Genomic DNA, 17,037 nt, shown 5'->3' with positions numbered 1-17,037 from the left:
TTTCACTGCAGCTCAACAAGTTTCGACCGCCATCCTCTGCCATTGCCCCAACGGGCACGAATCGGTGCCCGACCGGCAGTCCGGTCGTCCCTCCCGCGCAATGGCCCGAAGGCGGAGCATCGAAGCAGCCCACGAAGCTCATCGTGCCTACCGAGGAGGCCACATGCCGACGTATCTGTCACCGGGTGTCTATGTCGAGGAGATCGATTCCGGTTCGCGGCCGATCGAAGGTGTCGGAACGGCTGTGGCTGCCTTCGTCGGTCTCGCGGAAAAGGGCCCGTTCAACCGTCCCACGTTGATCAGCAACTGGACGCAATTCACCACGAGGTTCGGCGGATTCGTCGACGGCGCCTGTCTCGCGGAATCAGTGTTCGCGTACTTCCAGAACGGTGGCGGGAACTCCTACATCGTCCGGATCGGAGACACGGCCACCAACAATGGCGCGCCGCCGAAGGCAATCGCGGCACCGCAGGGCGTCCTCGCGAACCTCCGTGTGTTGGCGCTCGACGCGGCCGCGCCGGCCGACAGCATCAAGGTCGATGTCGTCGAGTACGACAAGGACGGTGGCGAGGGGCAAGAGTCCACCAAGGCAATCAAGCTCGTGGTGTCGCGGGACGGGCAGGTCGTCGAGGAACACCTCGACGTCACGACGTCACGAGGCAAGACCAACGTCGTCAACGTCGTCAATGCCGAGTCGCGGGTGATCAAGCTCGAGCAGATCCCAGGTCGCGCGGTCCAAGATCTGCAGCCCGGTACGGAGATCGTGCTGGCGGCCCCCGCCGACGTCGCTACACCACCGCCCGCGCGGATGACCAGCGATGACTACATCGGCGATGCCGCCGACCGGACCGGCATCTCGGGCCTCGAAGCCATCGACGAGATCACCATGGTCTGTATGCCGGACCTGATGACGGCCTACCAGCGTCAAGCCATCGACCTGGACACGGTGCAGTCGGTGCAGACGGCGATGATCGCCCACTGCGAACTCATGGGCGACCGCATGGCCATCCTCGATCCGCCGCCCGGCATGAACGCCCAGCAGATCAAGGAATGGCGCGTCGACAAGGCCCGGTACGACTCCAAGTACGCCACGCTCTACTGGCCGTGGGTCAGCACCAAGGGCGGCGACAACTACCTGCCGCCCTCAGGCTTCGTGGCCGGCATCTGGGGTCGCAATGATGACACCCGCGGCGTCCACAAGGCGCCGGCCAATGAGATCGTGCGTGGCGCAATCGCATTGGAGACGCAGATCACCCGCAAGGAACACGACCTGCTGAATCCGGTTGGGATCAACTGCATTCGGGCGTTCCCCGGCCGTGGCATCAGAGTTTGGGGTGCCCGCACGCTGTCGTCGGATCCGGCCTGGCGCTACGTGAACATCCGCCGGCTGTTCAACTATCTGGAGGAGTCCATCCTGCAGAACACCGACTGGGTGGTGTTCGAGCCGAACGATCAGGCGTTGTGGGCCAAGCTTCGTCGCACCATCAGCGCGTTCCTGGTGAACGAGTGGCGAAAGGGTGCGCTCTTCGGACTGACCCCCGATGATGCGTTCTTCGTCAAATGCGATGACGAGACGAACCCGGCCGAGGGCATCGATGCAGGTGAAGTGTGCTGCGTCATCGGTGTGGCGCCGGTGAAGCCCGCAGAGTTCGTCATCTTCCGCCTGTCGCAGTTCTCCGGCGGCACCAGCTTGGTCGCCGAATAGCCACAATCGAACACAGGAAAGCAGGTAGGTCATGGCACTTCCCGAAAATGACAGCTCGGTCGGCCACTCGTTCGGTTTGGAGTTCGACGGACTTCAGATCAAGAGCATCACCGAAGTCAGCGGCCTGAAGATGGAGCAGGACGTCATCGAGTACAAGTCCAACGGGCCCGACGGCAAGTACACCATCAAGAAGCTGCCGGGACGCTGGAAGGCGGGGGAGTGCACACTCACTCGGCCGTTGACCGAAGATCACAGCTTCGACAAATGGGTCAAGGACTCGCAGTTCGGCAAGATGGGCGAAGTACGCAAGGGCGGTGCGATCATCGTCTTCGACTACGAAGGCAAGCCCGTCAAGCGATACAAGATCACCGCCGCGTGGCCGAAAAGCCTTGAGCTGAGCAGCCTCAAAGCCGGCGACACCAGCGTCCTGACCGAGAAGCTGACACTCACCTACGAGCGAATCGAACCCGAGGGTGCGTAGAGGTCACGTCCGCGGCTCGGCGGCCCTCGCCGAGCCGCAGGATGACGACTCATCACCGGCGCCGCGGCTGGAGACGGCGTTCCGGTTCGTCCTGCCGCGCGGCTATGTCGACGCGGCAGGAACCGTGCATCGCGACGGGGTCATGCGCCTGGCGACAGCGCGTGACGAGCTCGTGTCGCAACGCGACGACCGGGTGCGGGAAGACGCCGACTACCTGTCGGTCGTCCTCATCAGCCGGGTGGTGACGGAACTGGGTGGCCTCGACGACATCCATGCCGGCGTCATCGAGAATCTGTTCGCCTCGGATCTGGCATTCCTGCAAGACCTTTACCGTCGCATCAACCTTGACGGGCATACCCACGCACGGGTTGCGTGCCCGAATTGCGGCAGCGAATTCGCCGTGGATTTCGCCGGGAGTCGCCTGGGGGAATCATGACGTACGGGGCCGACCGGCTGCATGAAGAGGTCTCGTACCTGGCATTTCACCTGCACTGGTCGCTGAACGATCTGCTCGACCTCGAGCACACCGATCGACAGCGGTACCTGCGCCTTGTCAAGGAATTTGCGTTGGCAAGCGGAAGGACCGGCTGAGCGATGGCAATCAAATGGCCGTCAATCAGTTGGCTCGGGCGCCGATCCAGCTCAGCCGCGGACGAGTCCCTTTCCCCGCCGGCGGCATCCTTGGCTCCGCCGGCGCCCGCGGATGCCGGTTGGCGCGCGCTGCCGCCCGTCCAGCGAACCCTCGGCGCGATCGAACTGACCGCACCACCACGCAGTTTCACGTCGTCGCTGACCACGGCCCAGGACCCCTCATTGCTCTCGGCCGATCCGCCGAAGTTGCTCACCACGGGCGCGCCGGTTTCGGTCCTGAGGATGGCAGAGACGCAACCAAATCCCGTTGTCGCGCAGCCCACCTCGGCGCCTGGCCCGCATTCGTCGCGCCGGTGGACGCCGCCCTTGAATGTCCAGCGCGCCGGACTGGCTGCCGCGGAATCGGCATCGTCGATCGCTCCTGCGGTCATGTCGAGCGACGCGATCGAGCCGTACATCGCAACGCCGTCACACTCATTCGTCGATGCTGCCGACCCCGGCGAACCACGAACGGTTCCCGTGGTCGAGCACGTTGAGCCCAGTCTGCCGTCACCGGCGGTGGCTGGTGGACCCAGTCGGCCCGCGGTTCAGCGAGCGGTTGAAGCAAGCGCACCAACGAGATCCGCGTCGCAGGGCCGTCCGGAGGCGGCTGTCCGGCCGCTGGTCGGGTCGGCGGGCGACGCCTCGGTGGTGAGCTCGGTTCAGCGGTCAGTCGTCGATGACGCCGCTACTTCGGTCTCCGCATCCGCTACGTCTGACGCACTGCGGACCGTCCCGGTTGTCGAATTCAGTCCGCCCGAGGGCAAACCGCTGCCTGTCGTCACCGAAGCTGCCCTCGGCACGTCTTCGGCGCCCGCTGCTCCGAGAGTCGTTGGTGTGCAATCAGATGCGAACATCGTGCAACGTGTTGCGGACGATACCGCCCCGGCTGCGCCGTCGCCGTCCCTGCCCACCGCGGCGGAAGTCCCAAGCACCGCAGCGTCGACCACGAACACGCGTGCCTCGAACGCACTGCAACACAACGTTGCCCGATCGGGGATTGGGGAAGGGCAGCCTGGGCTGACGGCAGTCACTCGCACACCGGTGCAGCGCACCGCCGCCGGTGCGGATACGGCAAGAGCCACGGATGCGCGCCCGGTGGTCATGGCCGAACCATGGGCGCCGCACGTCGGCGGCTCAGTCCTGCGGGGATTTGAACCGCCGCCCGGCGGGCCCGTGGTCGCCGCACTGCAACGCGCCGTTGACGGTGGTACCGGTGCGCCTGCAGCCCGCATCCGGCCCGCCGTACCCGTGGCCACCGGCGACACGCAGACCAGCGTGACTCCGTTTGCGACAGCAGACGAGCGGCCCGGGACGTCGTCGCCGGCTGCATTCAATGCGTCGATCGAGGTCCAGCGATCATCGGCTGACGCGCACCACTCGACTCTCAGCGTGCCGTCACCCGAGTACCCGCCGAACGGTCCCGACAGCGGTGGGCCACGGTGGGCGCCGACAGTATTCGAATCGCCGATCGGTCGCCCCGAGATTCCGACCGCCCAACGGATGCCGCAGAGCGGCGCTCCAGCGAGTTCGGCCTTGACGGCGGCGCCGCACGGTTTGCCGCTCAGTGCCGCGACATCCGCCCTGCAGCGGGCCGCCCTGCCCGAAGCGGGCATGGCCGCCCCTGCCGTCCAGCGTGATTCGGACACGGAATTCAATTCCATGCCGGCACCATTCGGCACTGCGACGACCGTCTCGCCGCGGGCCGCCGACAGCCCGTCATCGCCGGGGCGCATTGTGCTGCTGCCGCCCGTCCGTACCGAGTTGAGCGAGCCCGCCGGCCACCCCCGGGAGGTTCTCGCCGACAGCAGCCGGCCAATGTCGTTGCAACGCATGTTCGGTGACTTCGCCCGACCGGCTACGGAGCCGGACCTCACCCCACTTCGGGCAACGAACGAGCCCGCGGCTGTGCAGGCTGTGACATTTGATGGGCCGACCGTACAGCGGGAAGTCACCTCCGAGCCGGATTCAATCCCCTTCGCGCAGGCCGTTTCTGAGCAGGCAGCACCCGAGCAGGCACCGGCCGGGGCAGCACCCGCCGCGCCCCACGGTCCGGCACAAGCGCCTGCCGATGTGGATGAATTGGTCGGCCGACTGTACGAGCCGTTGGCGGCCCGGCTGCGGACCGAACTCTGGCTGGACCGCGAGCGGGCCGGCGCGTTGATGGGTCTGCACCGATGATTGGGGAAAGCAATGGCCGATGACGATGCGCCGGTGGGTGTTGCATTCGCGGTCGAGCTCGACAAGACATCGATCGGGATGTTCAACAGCTGCGAGGGCCTTGGCCTCGAAGTGGTGCTCGAGCAGCGCGAAGAGGGCGGCAACAACATGATGGTCTGGCAGCTGCCGACCCGGATGAAGTACAGCAACATCAAGCTCACCCGGCCGGTCGGTCCTGACAGCCACAAGCTGACCTCCTGGATCACCAAGGCGTTGCACAGCGTGCAGCCGATCACCGCCGTCATCTCGGCGCTGACCGCGGACGGTAAGCCGGTCGCGAAGTGGTCGCTCAACGGCGTGGTGCCGGTGCGTTGGACGGGTCCGTCGCTGAACCTGGACTCACCCAAGGTGTTCACCGAGACGCTGGAAATAGCCCACCACGGATTTCTCGAGGGCGGAGCCTGACCATGGGCACGGCCATCGCGCTGACCAGCTCCGGCAGTCCCGCCGAGCAGACGGCTACGACCATCCTGAACTCTGGGTCATCGCATGACCATGCCTGCCTGGAAATGTATGAGCCCCAATCGGCCCAGGGCGGCAGCAAAACCGGATCATCCATGGGGAAGATCAGTTTTCAGTTCAACCCCAAAGAAGTCACGATCAGCAAGTCCGCGAAGTGGGAGCGTAAGAACGCCAGCAGTGCCAAGAAGTCAGGACCGCCGCAATACAAGGGCGCCGATCCCTGCAAGATGACAGTGGAGATGTTCTTCGACGCGGCCCTCAAATCGGACTTGAGCGTCGTGGATGCGGTCGAGAAGCTGTTCAGTTGTCTTGTGCCACTGGAGAAGACGCTCCCGAAGAGCCCAATGCCGCCCATGGTGGTGTTCAAATGGGGTGGCGTCAGCAGCTTTCCGGCTGTGATCACTCAAGTGAATGCCAAGTACACCCGGTTCGCTTCCAACGGCATCCCGATTCGCGCGGTGTGCACCGTCAACCTTGAAGAAATGCCGTCGGAAGCCGCCAAGCAGAATCCGACGTCCGGCGTGCTCGCGGTGGATCGGGCGCACACCATGATCGCCGGCGACACCCTGGCGCTGGTCGCCTACCGCGAGTACGGCGATCCCGCGCTCTGGCGGCCGCTGGCCATCTACAACAACATCGACGATCCGATGCGCATCGACAACGGCTCCCAGATTCTGTTACCCAACGCTGAAGTACTGGTGGGGTAGGGCCGGTAACGCCAATGCCAAGCAGCTCACGATTTCTGGTCAAGTTGAACGGCAGTGATCTGTCCGGTGAGGCGGCCGCTTTGTTGGTGTCGGCCTACGTCGACTGCAGCCTGCGGCTACCCGACGCCTTCATGCTGCGATTCCGCGATCCTGGCCGCATCGTGGTGGAGAAGTCCGGGGTGGCCATCGGCGCGAAACTCGAGATTTCGGTGACGACCGACGCATCCCCGACGCCGGAGAAACTCATTCAGGCGGAAGTGACATCCCTGGAGGCGGAGGTCGATGGGACCGGATCGTTCACCATCATCAGGGGGTACGACCCCGCGCACAGACTGTTTCGCGGTCGGCACACAGCGTCCTACACCCAGGCAACGGCTTCGGACGCCGTCAAGAAGGTGGCGCAGCGAGTGGGGCTGTCCGCGGGCGACGTGAAGTCCAGCGCGACGGTGTACGACCATATCGGGCAGTGCGGGCAGACCGATTGGGAATTCCTCGACGGCATGGCCAAACGGATCGGATACGAGGTGGCGGTCCGTGACAACAAGCTCGACTTCGGCCCCCGCCAGACGGCCGATACGGCACCGTCGCCGTCCGGTGGGCCCGGCGTCAATCCTCTTGTCCTGAAGCTGGGTTCGGACATTCTCCGGTTTCGGTCGGTGATCACCGCTGCCGAGCAGGTCGGTGATGTCGAGGTCCGAGGCTGGGACATCGCACAGAAGCGGAAGATCGTCAGTAACGTGCCGGCAGGCACCAAGACCGTGCAATTGGCCTCGGCCGATCCGGCCGCGATGGCCAAGCCGTTCGGCAACCCGAAGTACGTGGCCTCGGAAGTGGCGTACCGCACGCAGTCCGAGGCCGACACCGCAGCCAAGGCCCTCGTCGAAGAAATCGGGAGCTCATTTGCCGAGATCGACGCGGTGGCGCGGGGGAATCCGAAGCTCCGCCCCGATGTCGCGATCAGCATCGAGCATGCGGGGAAGCCCTTTGACGGCAAGTACACGCTCACGACGGTGCGACATCGTTACGAGCCGACGACCGGCTACACGACCGCCTTCGCCGTGACCGGCCGGCAAGAGCGCAGCCTCTACGGCTTGACCGGCGCGGGCGCCAAGGGGCGCGCGGGCGGCGGGGTGGTCATCGCCCAGGTCAGCGATGTCAACGATCCTGAACACCAAGGGCGGGTGAAGCTGACCTTCCCGTGGCTGTCCGACGACTATGTCAGTGATTGGGCCCGCACCGTCCAGTCCGGCGCGGGCAAGGACCGCGGCGCCATGGTGGTACCCGAGGTCGGCGACGAGGTGCTGGTGGCGTTCGAGCAACAGGATCCCTTGCGGCCCTACGTCCTGGGTGGTCTGTTCAACGGCATCGACAAGCCCAAGAGCGCCGGGATTCCGGTCGTCGATTCCGGGTCGGGCGCCATCAACCGTCGGTCGTTCATCTCCCGTAATGGGCACCGGGTCGATGTTCTCGATGAAACCGGAAAGACGGAGGGCATCGACGTACAGACCGGAGACGGCAAGCTGCGGATCGCGCTGGACGCGGTGGCCACGAAGATCACGGTACACAGTGACGGCACCGTGCAGATCGACGGCAAGAACGGCGTGGTCATCGAGTCGTCGTCGGGCAACTTGGAGCTCAAGGGACGGCAGATCAAGATGACTGCGCAGCAGGGTGTTTCGGTGACCGGTGGCACCGGACTCCTCGAGCTCAAGACCACCGGGCCGGTGACGGTGGACGGCACCACCGTCAAGGTCGCTGCCACGGCCTCGGCCCAATTCCAGGCCACCGGTCCCAACGTCATCACCGGCGCACCGGTGAAGATCAACTGAAGGGCGCCAGACGATGCCACCAGCGGCAAGGGTCGGAGACCCGACCAACCACCCCGGGGTCATCGGACCGCCGGGAGTTCCGACGGTGTTCATCTGCGGCCAACCGGCGGCGACCGTGGGTACGCCGCATATCTGTTCTTTCCCGCCGCCGGCCGTGCATCCTCCGTCAGCGATCCTGCCGCCGGGCTGCCCGACCGTATTCATCGGTGGATTGCCGGCGGCGAGGGTCGGCGACCTCGCCGGCTGCGGCGCCATCATCCTGCCCCCTGGGGCGCTCACAGTTCTGATCGGGGGTTGACGGCATGCCCGCAGATTTCATCGGCGCTGGGTGGAATTTTCCGCTGAGTGTGGACGCGACCAGTCGGGTGGCACTGGCGACTCAGGCGCGAGACATCGAACAGGCCATCGAGATCATCCTGCGCACGTCGCCGGGTGAACGTCCCATGCGTCCCGAATTCGGTTGCCGGATACAGGATCACCTGTTCTCGCCCACGAACGGCGCGACCGCGGCGGCGATCGCCGGCGACGTCCGGGCCGCGCTGGACCAATGGGAACCCCGCATCGACGTGGAGGACGTACGCGTCGGCTTTGATCAAGCCGAGCTCGGCACGTTCTACATCGACGTGGTCTATGTCATCCGCGGAGACAACGACGAACGCAATCTGGTCTTCCCGTTCTACGTCATTCCTGATGAGCCGAAGCAGATTGTTGCCGAACAGGTTTCGGCGCTGAGCGGGGAAGGGAGCTGACATGTTGGAGGCGCCGAATCTGGATGACCGCACGTTCCAGGGGCTCGTCGATGATGCGCGCAGGTTGGTGCGGCAGCGCTGCCCCGAATGGTCCGACCACAACATCTCTGATCCCGGCATCACGTTGATCGAGACATTCGCCATGATGGTCGACCAGTTGATCTATCGGCTGAACCGCGTGCCTGACCGCCACTACATCAAGTTTCTCGACTTGTTGGGTCTGCAATTGCGGCCGCCGGGGGCCGCGCAGGCCGAGGTGACGTTCTGGCTGTCCGCGCCGCAGCCGCAACCCGTGATCGTTCGTGCCGAGACCGAGGTGAGCACCGACCGCACGGATATCGAAGAGCCCATTGTGTTTTCCACGACCGAACAACTGGATATCGTGCCATGTTCACTCGAGGCGGGACGGGTGGTGACCGTTGCGCAAGGCGGCGAACCCGAAGAGCGCCGCAACGATGGCACCGGCAAGCCGTTCTCCAGCTTCTCGGCGCTGCCGACACCAGGTGACGCGATGTTGGTCGGTCTGACCGCCGCGGTGCCTTCATGCGCTGTGCTGCTGCGGGTCGATTGCCGGGTGTCGGGTATCGGTGTCGATCCGAACAACCCGCCGTACGTGTGGGAAGCGTGGACCGGAGGGGCGAACTGGGCGGCCTGCGAGGTCGAGCGCGACGAAACCCGTGCGTTCAACCGCCCGGGCGATGTGGTCCTGCACGTGCCCCGCGGCCACAGTCATGGCTCGCCCTCCGGCGTCGGTGGTCAGCCCAAGGGATGGCTGCGCTGCCGTCTGTTGGACCCTTCAGCCGGCCGCGAGCCGTATCGGGAGTCTCCGATCATCACGTCCATCACCGCGTGCACGGTCGGTGGCACCGCGCGGATCGTCCATGCGCGGGTCGTTCGTGACGAGGTGCTGGGCAGCTCGGATGCCACTCCGGGGCAACGCTTCTCCCTGCAGCAGCGGCCCGCTCTGCCCTGGCCGGGCAATGCGCTGACCGTGATCGACGGGGACTCTGCCACCGAATGGCACCAGGTGGAGAGCTTTGCGGTAGCCGACGAATCGACACCGTGCTTCACCATCAACTCGGTGTCGGGGGAGGTGCAGCTCGGCCCCGCGGTACGGGAAAGTGATGGCACGGTAAGGCAATACGGCGCCATCCCACGAAAAGGGGCGATCGTGCGCATGTCCGCGTACCGGACCGGTGGTGGACGCAAGGGCAATGTCACTGTCGGTCAGATCCGGGTGCTCAAGACCAGTGTGCCCTACGTGTCGCGGGTGCAGAATCGGCGGACCGCGGTCGGCGGCGCCGATGCCGAGACACTCGATGAGGTCAAAGCACGCGGTCCGCTACTGTTGCGAACCCGGGGAAAGGCGGTGACAGCAGAGGATTTTCAGCAGCTTGCGCTGCAGGTGGCTCCTGAGATCGGGCGTGCCGAGTGCCTGACTGCGAGCCACGAAAGCCACGCCGGGCTGGTTCGCGTGCTGGTCGTCCCGAACGTGGCCAGCGACGAATACGAGCAGGTACGTCGCGAGGACCTCACCCCGTCGCCCGATACCGTCCGGCGGATTGCCGAATACCTCGATGCGCGCCGGATCGTTGCCACCCGTGTCGCCGTCGAGCCGCCGGCATATCGCGGCCTCAAGATCGCCGTCAGATTGAGCGCCCTACCGGGATTCGATCGGGAACAGCTGCGTGACAAGGTTATCCGCTCGCTCAGTTTGCTGTTTCATCCGCTGAAGGGCGGCCAAGACGGCAAGGGCTGGCCGCTCGGCCGGGCGGTTCAACCGCACGAGGTATCCGCAGCGCTGGCCTGGGTCGGCGGAGTCGATCTCGGCGAGGAAGTCGATATCAAACTTTTCGAAGCCGACGTTGCCGGCGCGACGGCAAGCCAACCGGTGCCACGGTTGATGCTGCCCCGAAACGGCCTGGTGTTCGCGCTCAAACCGTCATTGCGCGTCGTATGAGTAACTCACCCGCCGGTCTGGCGACTCCTCATCCGCTCGGCGACACCCTGCCGGCGCTCTACCTCGGTGACGATTTCGCCCAACAGTTGTGCGCTGCGTTCGACGATGTGCTGGCGCCGATTTTCGCCATTCTGGATTGTTTTCCGGCCTATTTGGACGCGGGCACCGCCCCTGCGGACATGCTCGACTGGCTGGCCGGTTGGATCGGGTTGACGCTGGACAACGAAGGCGGTGCCGCCCGCAAGCGCGCCTCCATCACCATCGGCGCTGCGGTGCTGGCGGAGCGGGGTACGGCGCGTAGCGTTCGGGAGGCGGTCAGAGCGGCATTCAATGTCGAGACCGACGTCGTGGAGTCGGGTGCGACCTCCTGGTCCACCAGTCCCGACTCCGAGCCCGCCGGCGAGGAGGTTCCGGATCTGCTGGTGGTGATCGTCACCGATGAGCCCGACAGCATTGATCGTCGGCGTCTCGATGACGTGATCCGCTCCGCGAAACCCGCACATGTTCCGCACCGGGTCGAGTTGGTCGCGCCGGGCAGCGACGGTCCAGAGCGCTAGGAGTGATGCCCGTCCTCAAGCCCCCAACTCAGCCTGTATCTGCGCGCGCTCGTGCCGAACATGTTCGGCACCAACGTGATCGCCGGCCGCGTCGTGCAGGTCGGCGATGATGAGCCAGGACGTCTCATTCTCGGGATTGAGATCGACGGACCGGCGGGCGATTTTCATGGCGAGGTCGCTCTCACCCAACCCCTGATAGTCCGACGCCAAGGCCGCTGCGGCGGCCGCGGCGCTGCGCCGGTATCGGCGCCGCTCGGCGTCGACGTGGTCGGTGGACGGGAAGTCGGCCAGCAGATCGTCCTTGTAGAGGCCGAGCACTTGCTCCCGCGCGGCGATCCGACCCTCGATGTCGCCTTGTGCGGCACTGACGGAAGCCTTCGACAGCAAGTTGTCGAACTCGGTGACGTCCACTTCCGAGTTGGCGGGCAAGGACATTCGGTATCTGTCACCGGTGCGTTCGATGCTGATTCCGTGGCCGTCGATAGCGGTTCGCACACTGGATATCGCCACTTGAAGGCGATGTGTGGCCACGGAATGCGCGACGCCGGGCCACAGCACGTCTTCCAGGAATTCGCATCGGTGATCGTGATTGGGTGCCAGGGACAGCAGTTGCAGGACATTTCGCGCTTGGGGACGCAGCGCGGCCAGGTCGAGCGGCTGGCCGTCGACGTGCACCTGGAAACTGCCGAAGCAGGTGATGCTGACCTCTGCGGCTACCGGGTGATCGGTGGGGGCCTGCATCTGCACCTGTGCTGTGGTGCCCGGCGCCGGCCGGCGCGCCGCCATCGCCGACGCCAGCCCACGCGCGCCCCCCACGTCCACTGAATTGCTGTTCTGGATGATCTGGTGGAGGTCGTATTCGTTGTGGGTGTCGCGCCGCGACAGCAGTTCGCACCACAGCTGGAGAAGTGGTGCGCCCAGTTCGCGGAATCGCGCTGCTGCCGTGTCGAACTCGTTGTTCGCGTCGGTATGTCCGCAATGCTGACCGCTGATCGCCACGGCCACCCTCAGCAGTGCCGCGCCCCACACGTCCCCGATTTCTTCGCAGTGGGCGATGGTGCCGCGACAGCTCCTGGACCACCACGCCACATTCTCCGGAGAGATCGACGCCGCGCGGTGAAACCCGTTGGCCAACCGCGCGATCCAGGGGAGTCCCTGCTGCTCGGCCTTGGTAGCGATCTCACTGAAGTCGTATGCCGACAGTTCCGGTTCATTGACGAGCAATCCGACCACAGTGAGCGCCAGCTCCGCGCTGATGGTCGGCAGCGCGTCCCCGGGAGCGTCCTCACGGAGCATCAGCAGAATGGTTCGGGCGCAATCGAATTCGCCGGACAGAATTGCGACGAGCGCGTAGCACAAACGAGCGCCCGGTTCCTGACCGCGCGTGGGTTCGGCGATCGTCGCGAAAGCCGGCAGGTGCCTGATGGCGTCTCGCAACGACCCGCTCCAGTGCGTATACGCTGACATCCGATCAACTCCGCCGGGAGCGCCGTCACCCGGCAGCCACATGGTCACGACTCGATGCTCGCTGCGGCAGAGTTGATGGAAATTCGGTTCCTCGTAGAGGCTTTGCGCGTGTTTGTAGGCGCCGGCGGCAGACTCGAGGGCGCCTTCCCTGACGAGTCGCCGTGCGTTCGCCAGTGCCAGCCACGGATCGTGGTGCCAGGTACTCGCGGGCAATAGGTGATCGTCGTCCATGTGTGACGCATCGATACCGCTGCCGACCAATTCGCTCAGCGCTGCCCAGTCTCCCGCCTTTGCATAGGCGCGGGCCGCCGCTCGCAAGTCTCCGGCCGCCTCGAGCACCTGGCCGCTGCGGTGATACAGCGCGCGGGCCTCATCGATGCCGAAATCCTCCACCAGCGCGAGTTCGAGATGGGTTTGCAGGATCTCGTGGTAGCGGTAGAACGAACCACCGTCGTCGGTAGAGGTGAACAGCTGCGAGTCCTCGAGCTGTTCGAGAATCCGGTGACTGCCGGTAGTGTTCAACAGCTCGTCGCAGGTCGCGCCCGAAAGCCGGCCCAGGGTACAGGTTTTCACCAGAAACTCGCGGCGGTCCTCGGCGAGCTCGGCCAGCACGTTGCGGGTCAAGTAGGAACGCACGAGCTTGGAGCGACCGGCAAGGTCGAGTACCGCCTGGTGCCGCTCGGCGACGGTGCGGCCGGCCGTCGACAGATGGAACAGCTGCAAACCGGCGGCCCATCCACCGGTCCGCCGAGTCAGGGCAGCCGCGGCTTCGGGTCGTAGCGGTTGGTTGTAGATGGAAGCGAACAACTCTTCGACTTCCCACGACCGGAATCGGAGATCGTCACTTCCGATTTCTTGTACCGAGCCCGAGACTCTGATCCGGGAGATGTTCACGCCCGGCATTCGGCGGGAGCCGAGAATGAGTTGCAATCGCGGTGGGCGCAATGACACGAGGCGTTCGAGCGCGCGCTCTGCCGGGGTGTCGGCGATCTCGTGCAGATCATCGAGAATCAGAGCACCCGCCGGCCCATTCCACTGGTCCAGGCCAGTCAGGATTTCCGTCATGGACGCGGCGTCCGCCAACTCGGTGATCGGGGCGATCGCCTGCCACAGGTGGGCGACGAGCCGTTCCTCGGAGGCGTCGTCGGCGGTGACCCGGTACCAACCGACCGGCACTGCTATCTGGGCAGCGACTCGGGCCAACAGTGTGGTCTTTCCTGAACCCGCAGGGGCGACAACAACACTCAGGCCGCCAGGCGTTCTGGACATGAGCGGCTGTTCAAGTCGCTCTCGTGCCAAACCGCGCGCCTCCGGTGCGCGCAGCTTTTCCTGGAGGACTGTGCCTAGAACCATTTCGAGTGGCGGGCCCACGGTATTCGGACGGTCACGGCTGCCCCGACGCATCGTCACTGATTGTTATCTCAGCGCTTCGAGCGTGCCGGCCCGTGGGATTCTGTCGCGAATTCCTCAACGCCATGCGTGCCCCCGACGTCCGGTTGTTCGTGTGTACTAACCTCGTCATGGCGAATAACGCATTGCTTACCAATCGCCATTTTCGTGGCACCACAATATGCGGGGCGTCGACTGTTCGGGGCAGTGCCGACGTGCACATCCTTCCGTGCGCAGGTGCCAGCGGCTGCGGGACCGTCGAGGTGTCCCAGCGCGTAATTATCAACCGCCGGTCCACGCGAAAGCATGGGGACAAATTGCCTATCTTTTGGTGCAGCTTGCGACGTGCGGGACCTGCGAAGCCGGCGCTGCAGCGTCGGCGAGCCGACCTCCAGGGCCCGGCCGACGCTGTCGCCCTATCTCTTCTGTTCTGAATCGCATTTCTTGGCATCAGTCGTCTGCGGAATCGTGGCGGTAAGACCTATTCTTTTAGCTATTGAAATGGCAGCAATTGAATGCGCGTTCGGGCGGAGATCGAACGTTTCGGTGTCCTGCCCGGAAGCCGTCAGCGATATTCGCGCTGACGCCGGTGGGTTTCGGAGAGCAACAGGAGGTGAGCGGATGCCATACCCAAGGCGTGCGCGCAACCCGTCGAAGCTGGCTGTCGTTGTGATCACGGCTGCCGCCATGACGACCTCATGCACGCAGTCGATGCCCCCACCGCCGATGCCTTCGCTGACGCCGGTGTCTTCGGGAACCGCCGCCCCGACTTCGAGCAGCACGACCACGACCACGACAACGTCGGCCGAGACCACGACCACCACTACGACGACCACCACCACGACCACGACAACCACCGCCGATACGAGTTCGTCCGCCAGCACATCGTCGACATCCAGCAGCACGTCGACCACGACGACGAGTACCACCGCCGCTGCGTCAGCACCCAAGGTGATCGTCGGGGACAGCGTGCTGACCGCGAAAGGTCCGGTGCAGTGCACCGACGACGCCAGCGGCATTCGCACCATCAAAGTCGGCCCGGACAGCGAATACACCGCAGAGGTGACCTCGGACGAGAACTTCAGCGTCGTGAAAATGGATTTCGGCGTCGTCGACGGAGTGCCGATGCAGGTCCGTACCAGTGGTGGGTCGGTGCCGGCACAAGGGCACAAATCCGGTAGTTCGTACAGCATCATGGGGACCGCGCAGGGGACGGACCCGTCCACCAGACTTGTGGTGAAGAAGGATTTCAAGTTCGAGGCGACATGCCCATGAACGTGGATCGTCGGATCGCGGGCGGCGAGTGTCGTGTCCGGCGTTAGCGGTGCCGCGACGCAGGAGATGGGCGTTGTCGCCGGTGGCGACAGCATCCACGCGGATCTGCTCGCGCAGCTCGGTGGCTTGCTGGCCGACGTCGCCGTACAGCTGGGCGGCGACGCGAAAGACCGGATCCATGCACTCGGGCGGCGGTCACTGCAGCCACTGCGGATCGCGGTCGTCGGCCGTACCAACGCGGGTAAATCGACTCTGGTGAACGCCTTGATCGGCGCCCAGGTGGCTCCGACGCGTTCGACCGAGTGCACGCGAGTGATCACGTGGTACCGGTATGGCGCCAAGCAGGCCAGGGTGATTCGTCGAGACGGCACGTCCGTGCCCGTCTACACCGGTCCGCAAGGCGAGTTGCCCGACGAACTCGGCGTGCCCCCCGAGGAGATCGACCGTCTCGAGGTTTCCCTGTCGCACGCACCCCTGCGACAGGTGATCATGATCGATACCCCTGGCCTGTCGGGGGACGACGGACTGGCCGACCAGACCGAACGCCTGCTCGCTTCGGGTGAGATCGACGTGATGCTGTTCGTCTTCGGCGAGGTCGTGCACGCCGACGAAGCCAAGATCGTCAACGACTTTCGCGCGAAATACCGTTTCGCATTTGACTTCCCGAACGCCATGGGCATCTTGAGCCGTGCAGATCAGTACGGCGACGGTGATGATCCCTGGCCGATCGCCGTCACGACGGCCACCCGGCATGCCGGTGATCTGGCCGACGGACTGGCCGGCGTCCTGCCCGTCATGGGGAAGATCGCCGAGACCACGGAAACTGGTGCCTTCGACGAAACGCAGGCGGGCTCGATTCGTGCGCTGGCCGCACTCGACGAAGCCGATCTGGCCATGGCCCTGTTGTGGGTGGGCGCCTTCGAAGCCATCGACTCCCTGCCGCCGGGGGCCGCGCGGGTCCTGCTCGACCGCCTCGATCTCTTCGGTGTCCGGGTCCTGACGGAATCCACCGGCCCGGCAACGTCGGCGGCCACCATGTATGACCGGCTGCGGTCGGTTTCCGGTATCGCGGCGTTGTGGCGCCGGATCGAGGTGCTGTATGTGCGGCCGGCCGCCGTCCTCAAGGCGACATTGGTGTTGGCCGAGCTCGAACGCCTCATTGCCACAGCGGATTTGGCCAAGCCACAGCGACAGCAAGTGCGGCAGCGGATCCGGTCTCTGCGCGACCATCCGGCCATGCACGCCCTGACCGAGCTTCGGTGTCTGGCCGCGCTGTACTCGGGTCGGTGCGTGCTGCCCGACATCCACATCAGCCGGACGGCGCTGAACCTCTGGGAGGAAACGGAACCGGCTGCCAGACTCGGCGCGCCGGCTGTGACGCCGCGTGAGGAGCTGGCGCGGATGGCGCTGGAAGCCAGCAGGTGGTGGCGGGCGTATGCCAACACCGCCTCGAGTGCCCTTGTGCGCCAAGTGGCTGACACCGCGCACTGGTCGACGTACCTGTTGGGCACTGAACTTCGGGGCGATCATGACCGCACCGGCTGACCTGGATCTGGCGGCGCTGCGTCAATCGCTGCAGTCGCTACTGCCCGACGTCGGCGCCGGT

The 17,037-nt window shown here is 65.1% G+C and carries 16 protein-coding genes; 13 read left to right on the top strand and 3 right to left on the bottom strand.

The features are described 5' to 3' along the window. The first annotated feature begins 163 nt into the window (after positions 1-163). From ACWW1C_RS19785 to ACWW1C_RS19775, 3 genes are read left to right on the top strand one after another with little or no spacing between them, the layout of a single operon-like run. Entirely contained in the window at positions 164-1,705 is a 1,542-nt protein-coding gene (locus tag ACWW1C_RS19785; protein ID WP_455979974.1) for a phage tail sheath family protein, read from the top strand. A gap of 31 nt (positions 1,706-1,736) precedes the next feature. After that, entirely contained in the window at positions 1,737-2,186 is a 450-nt protein-coding gene (locus ACWW1C_RS19780) for a phage tail protein (RefSeq protein ID WP_455979973.1), read from the top strand. Beyond that, positions 2,179-2,622 (top strand): phage tail assembly protein, encoded by a 444-nt coding sequence (locus ACWW1C_RS19775; protein WP_455979972.1) that lies wholly within the window; start codon positions 2,179-2,181, stop codon positions 2,620-2,622. Before ACWW1C_RS19780 ends, ACWW1C_RS19775 begins: the two co-directional genes overlap by 8 nt. Positions 2,623-2,668: 46 nt before the next feature. Here the strand turns inward: ACWW1C_RS19775 and ACWW1C_RS19770 are convergent, their stop codons facing one another. Beyond that, positions 2,669-3,235 carry a hypothetical protein gene (locus tag ACWW1C_RS19770; RefSeq protein WP_455979971.1) on the bottom strand — a complete coding sequence of 189 codons (567 nt, stop codon included), beginning with the start codon at positions 3,233-3,235 and terminating at the stop codon, positions 2,669-2,671. 685 nt (positions 3,236-3,920) lie between these two features. Between ACWW1C_RS19770 and ACWW1C_RS19765 the strand changes: the two genes are divergently transcribed. From ACWW1C_RS19765 to ACWW1C_RS19730, 8 genes are read left to right on the top strand one after another with little or no spacing between them, the layout of a single operon-like run. Beyond that, on the top strand, positions 3,921-4,997 hold the full coding sequence (locus tag ACWW1C_RS19765; RefSeq protein WP_455979970.1) for a hypothetical protein: 1,077 nt from the start codon (positions 3,921-3,923) through the stop codon (positions 4,995-4,997). Between the two features lie 33 nt (positions 4,998-5,030). After that, positions 5,031-5,441, top strand: coding sequence for a phage tail protein (locus ACWW1C_RS19760; RefSeq protein WP_455979969.1), 411 nt, complete (start codon positions 5,031-5,033; stop codon positions 5,439-5,441). Between the two features lie 2 nt (positions 5,442-5,443). Beyond that, positions 5,444-6,205 (top strand): CIS tube protein, encoded by a 762-nt coding sequence (locus tag ACWW1C_RS19755; RefSeq protein ID WP_455979968.1) that lies wholly within the window; start codon positions 5,444-5,446, stop codon positions 6,203-6,205. 14 nt (positions 6,206-6,219) lie between these two features. After that, a complete protein-coding gene (locus ACWW1C_RS19750) occupies positions 6,220-8,034 on the top strand; it encodes a VgrG-related protein (RefSeq protein WP_455979967.1) in 1,815 nt (604 codons plus the stop codon). Between the two features lie 13 nt (positions 8,035-8,047). Next, positions 8,048-8,332: a PAAR domain-containing protein gene (locus tag ACWW1C_RS19745; RefSeq protein WP_455979966.1), complete on the top strand. Its 285-nt coding sequence runs from the start codon at positions 8,048-8,050 to the stop codon at positions 8,330-8,332. Between the two features lie 4 nt (positions 8,333-8,336). Continuing rightward, positions 8,337-8,783 carry a GPW/gp25 family protein gene (locus ACWW1C_RS19740; protein ID WP_455979965.1) on the top strand — a complete coding sequence of 149 codons (447 nt, stop codon included), beginning with the start codon at positions 8,337-8,339 and terminating at the stop codon, positions 8,781-8,783. A 1-nt stretch (position 8,784) separates the two neighbouring features. After that, positions 8,785-10,743, top strand: a complete 1,959-nt coding sequence (locus tag ACWW1C_RS19735; protein ID WP_455979964.1) for a putative baseplate assembly protein — start codon at positions 8,785-8,787, stop codon at positions 10,741-10,743. Next, positions 10,740-11,300, top strand: a complete 561-nt coding sequence (locus tag ACWW1C_RS19730) for a phage tail protein (protein ID WP_455979963.1) — start codon at positions 10,740-10,742, stop codon at positions 11,298-11,300. Before ACWW1C_RS19735 ends, ACWW1C_RS19730 begins: the two co-directional genes overlap by 4 nt. 15 nt (positions 11,301-11,315) lie before the next feature. On the opposite strand, the gene ACWW1C_RS19725 is transcribed toward ACWW1C_RS19730, so the two are convergent. Both ACWW1C_RS19725 and ACWW1C_RS19720 read right to left on the bottom strand, forming a co-directional pair. After that, a complete protein-coding gene (locus ACWW1C_RS19725) occupies positions 11,316-14,036 on the bottom strand; it encodes a BTAD domain-containing putative transcriptional regulator (RefSeq protein ID WP_455979962.1) in 2,721 nt (906 codons plus the stop codon). Between the two features lie 536 nt (positions 14,037-14,572). Continuing rightward, positions 14,573-15,070 carry a hypothetical protein gene (locus ACWW1C_RS19720; RefSeq protein ID WP_455979961.1) on the bottom strand — a complete coding sequence of 166 codons (498 nt, stop codon included), beginning with the start codon at positions 15,068-15,070 and terminating at the stop codon, positions 14,573-14,575. Between the two features lie 37 nt (positions 15,071-15,107). Here ACWW1C_RS19720 and ACWW1C_RS19715 point away from each other — a divergent pair, with 37 nt between their 5' ends. After that, positions 15,108-15,431: a lipoprotein LpqH gene (locus tag ACWW1C_RS19715; protein WP_455979960.1), complete on the top strand. Its 324-nt coding sequence runs from the start codon at positions 15,108-15,110 to the stop codon at positions 15,429-15,431. 33 nt (positions 15,432-15,464) lie between these two features. Further along, the gene (locus ACWW1C_RS19710; RefSeq protein ID WP_455979959.1) at positions 15,465-16,976 is read left to right on the top strand and encodes a GTPase; all 1,512 of its coding nucleotides are present in this window, start codon (positions 15,465-15,467) and stop codon (positions 16,974-16,976) included. The last annotated feature ends 61 nt before the right edge of the window (positions 16,977-17,037 follow it).

The sequence above is a fragment of the Mycobacterium sp. HM-7 genome (assembly GCF_053852335.1).
This window is presented reverse-complemented; position numbering and strand designations above follow the sequence as displayed.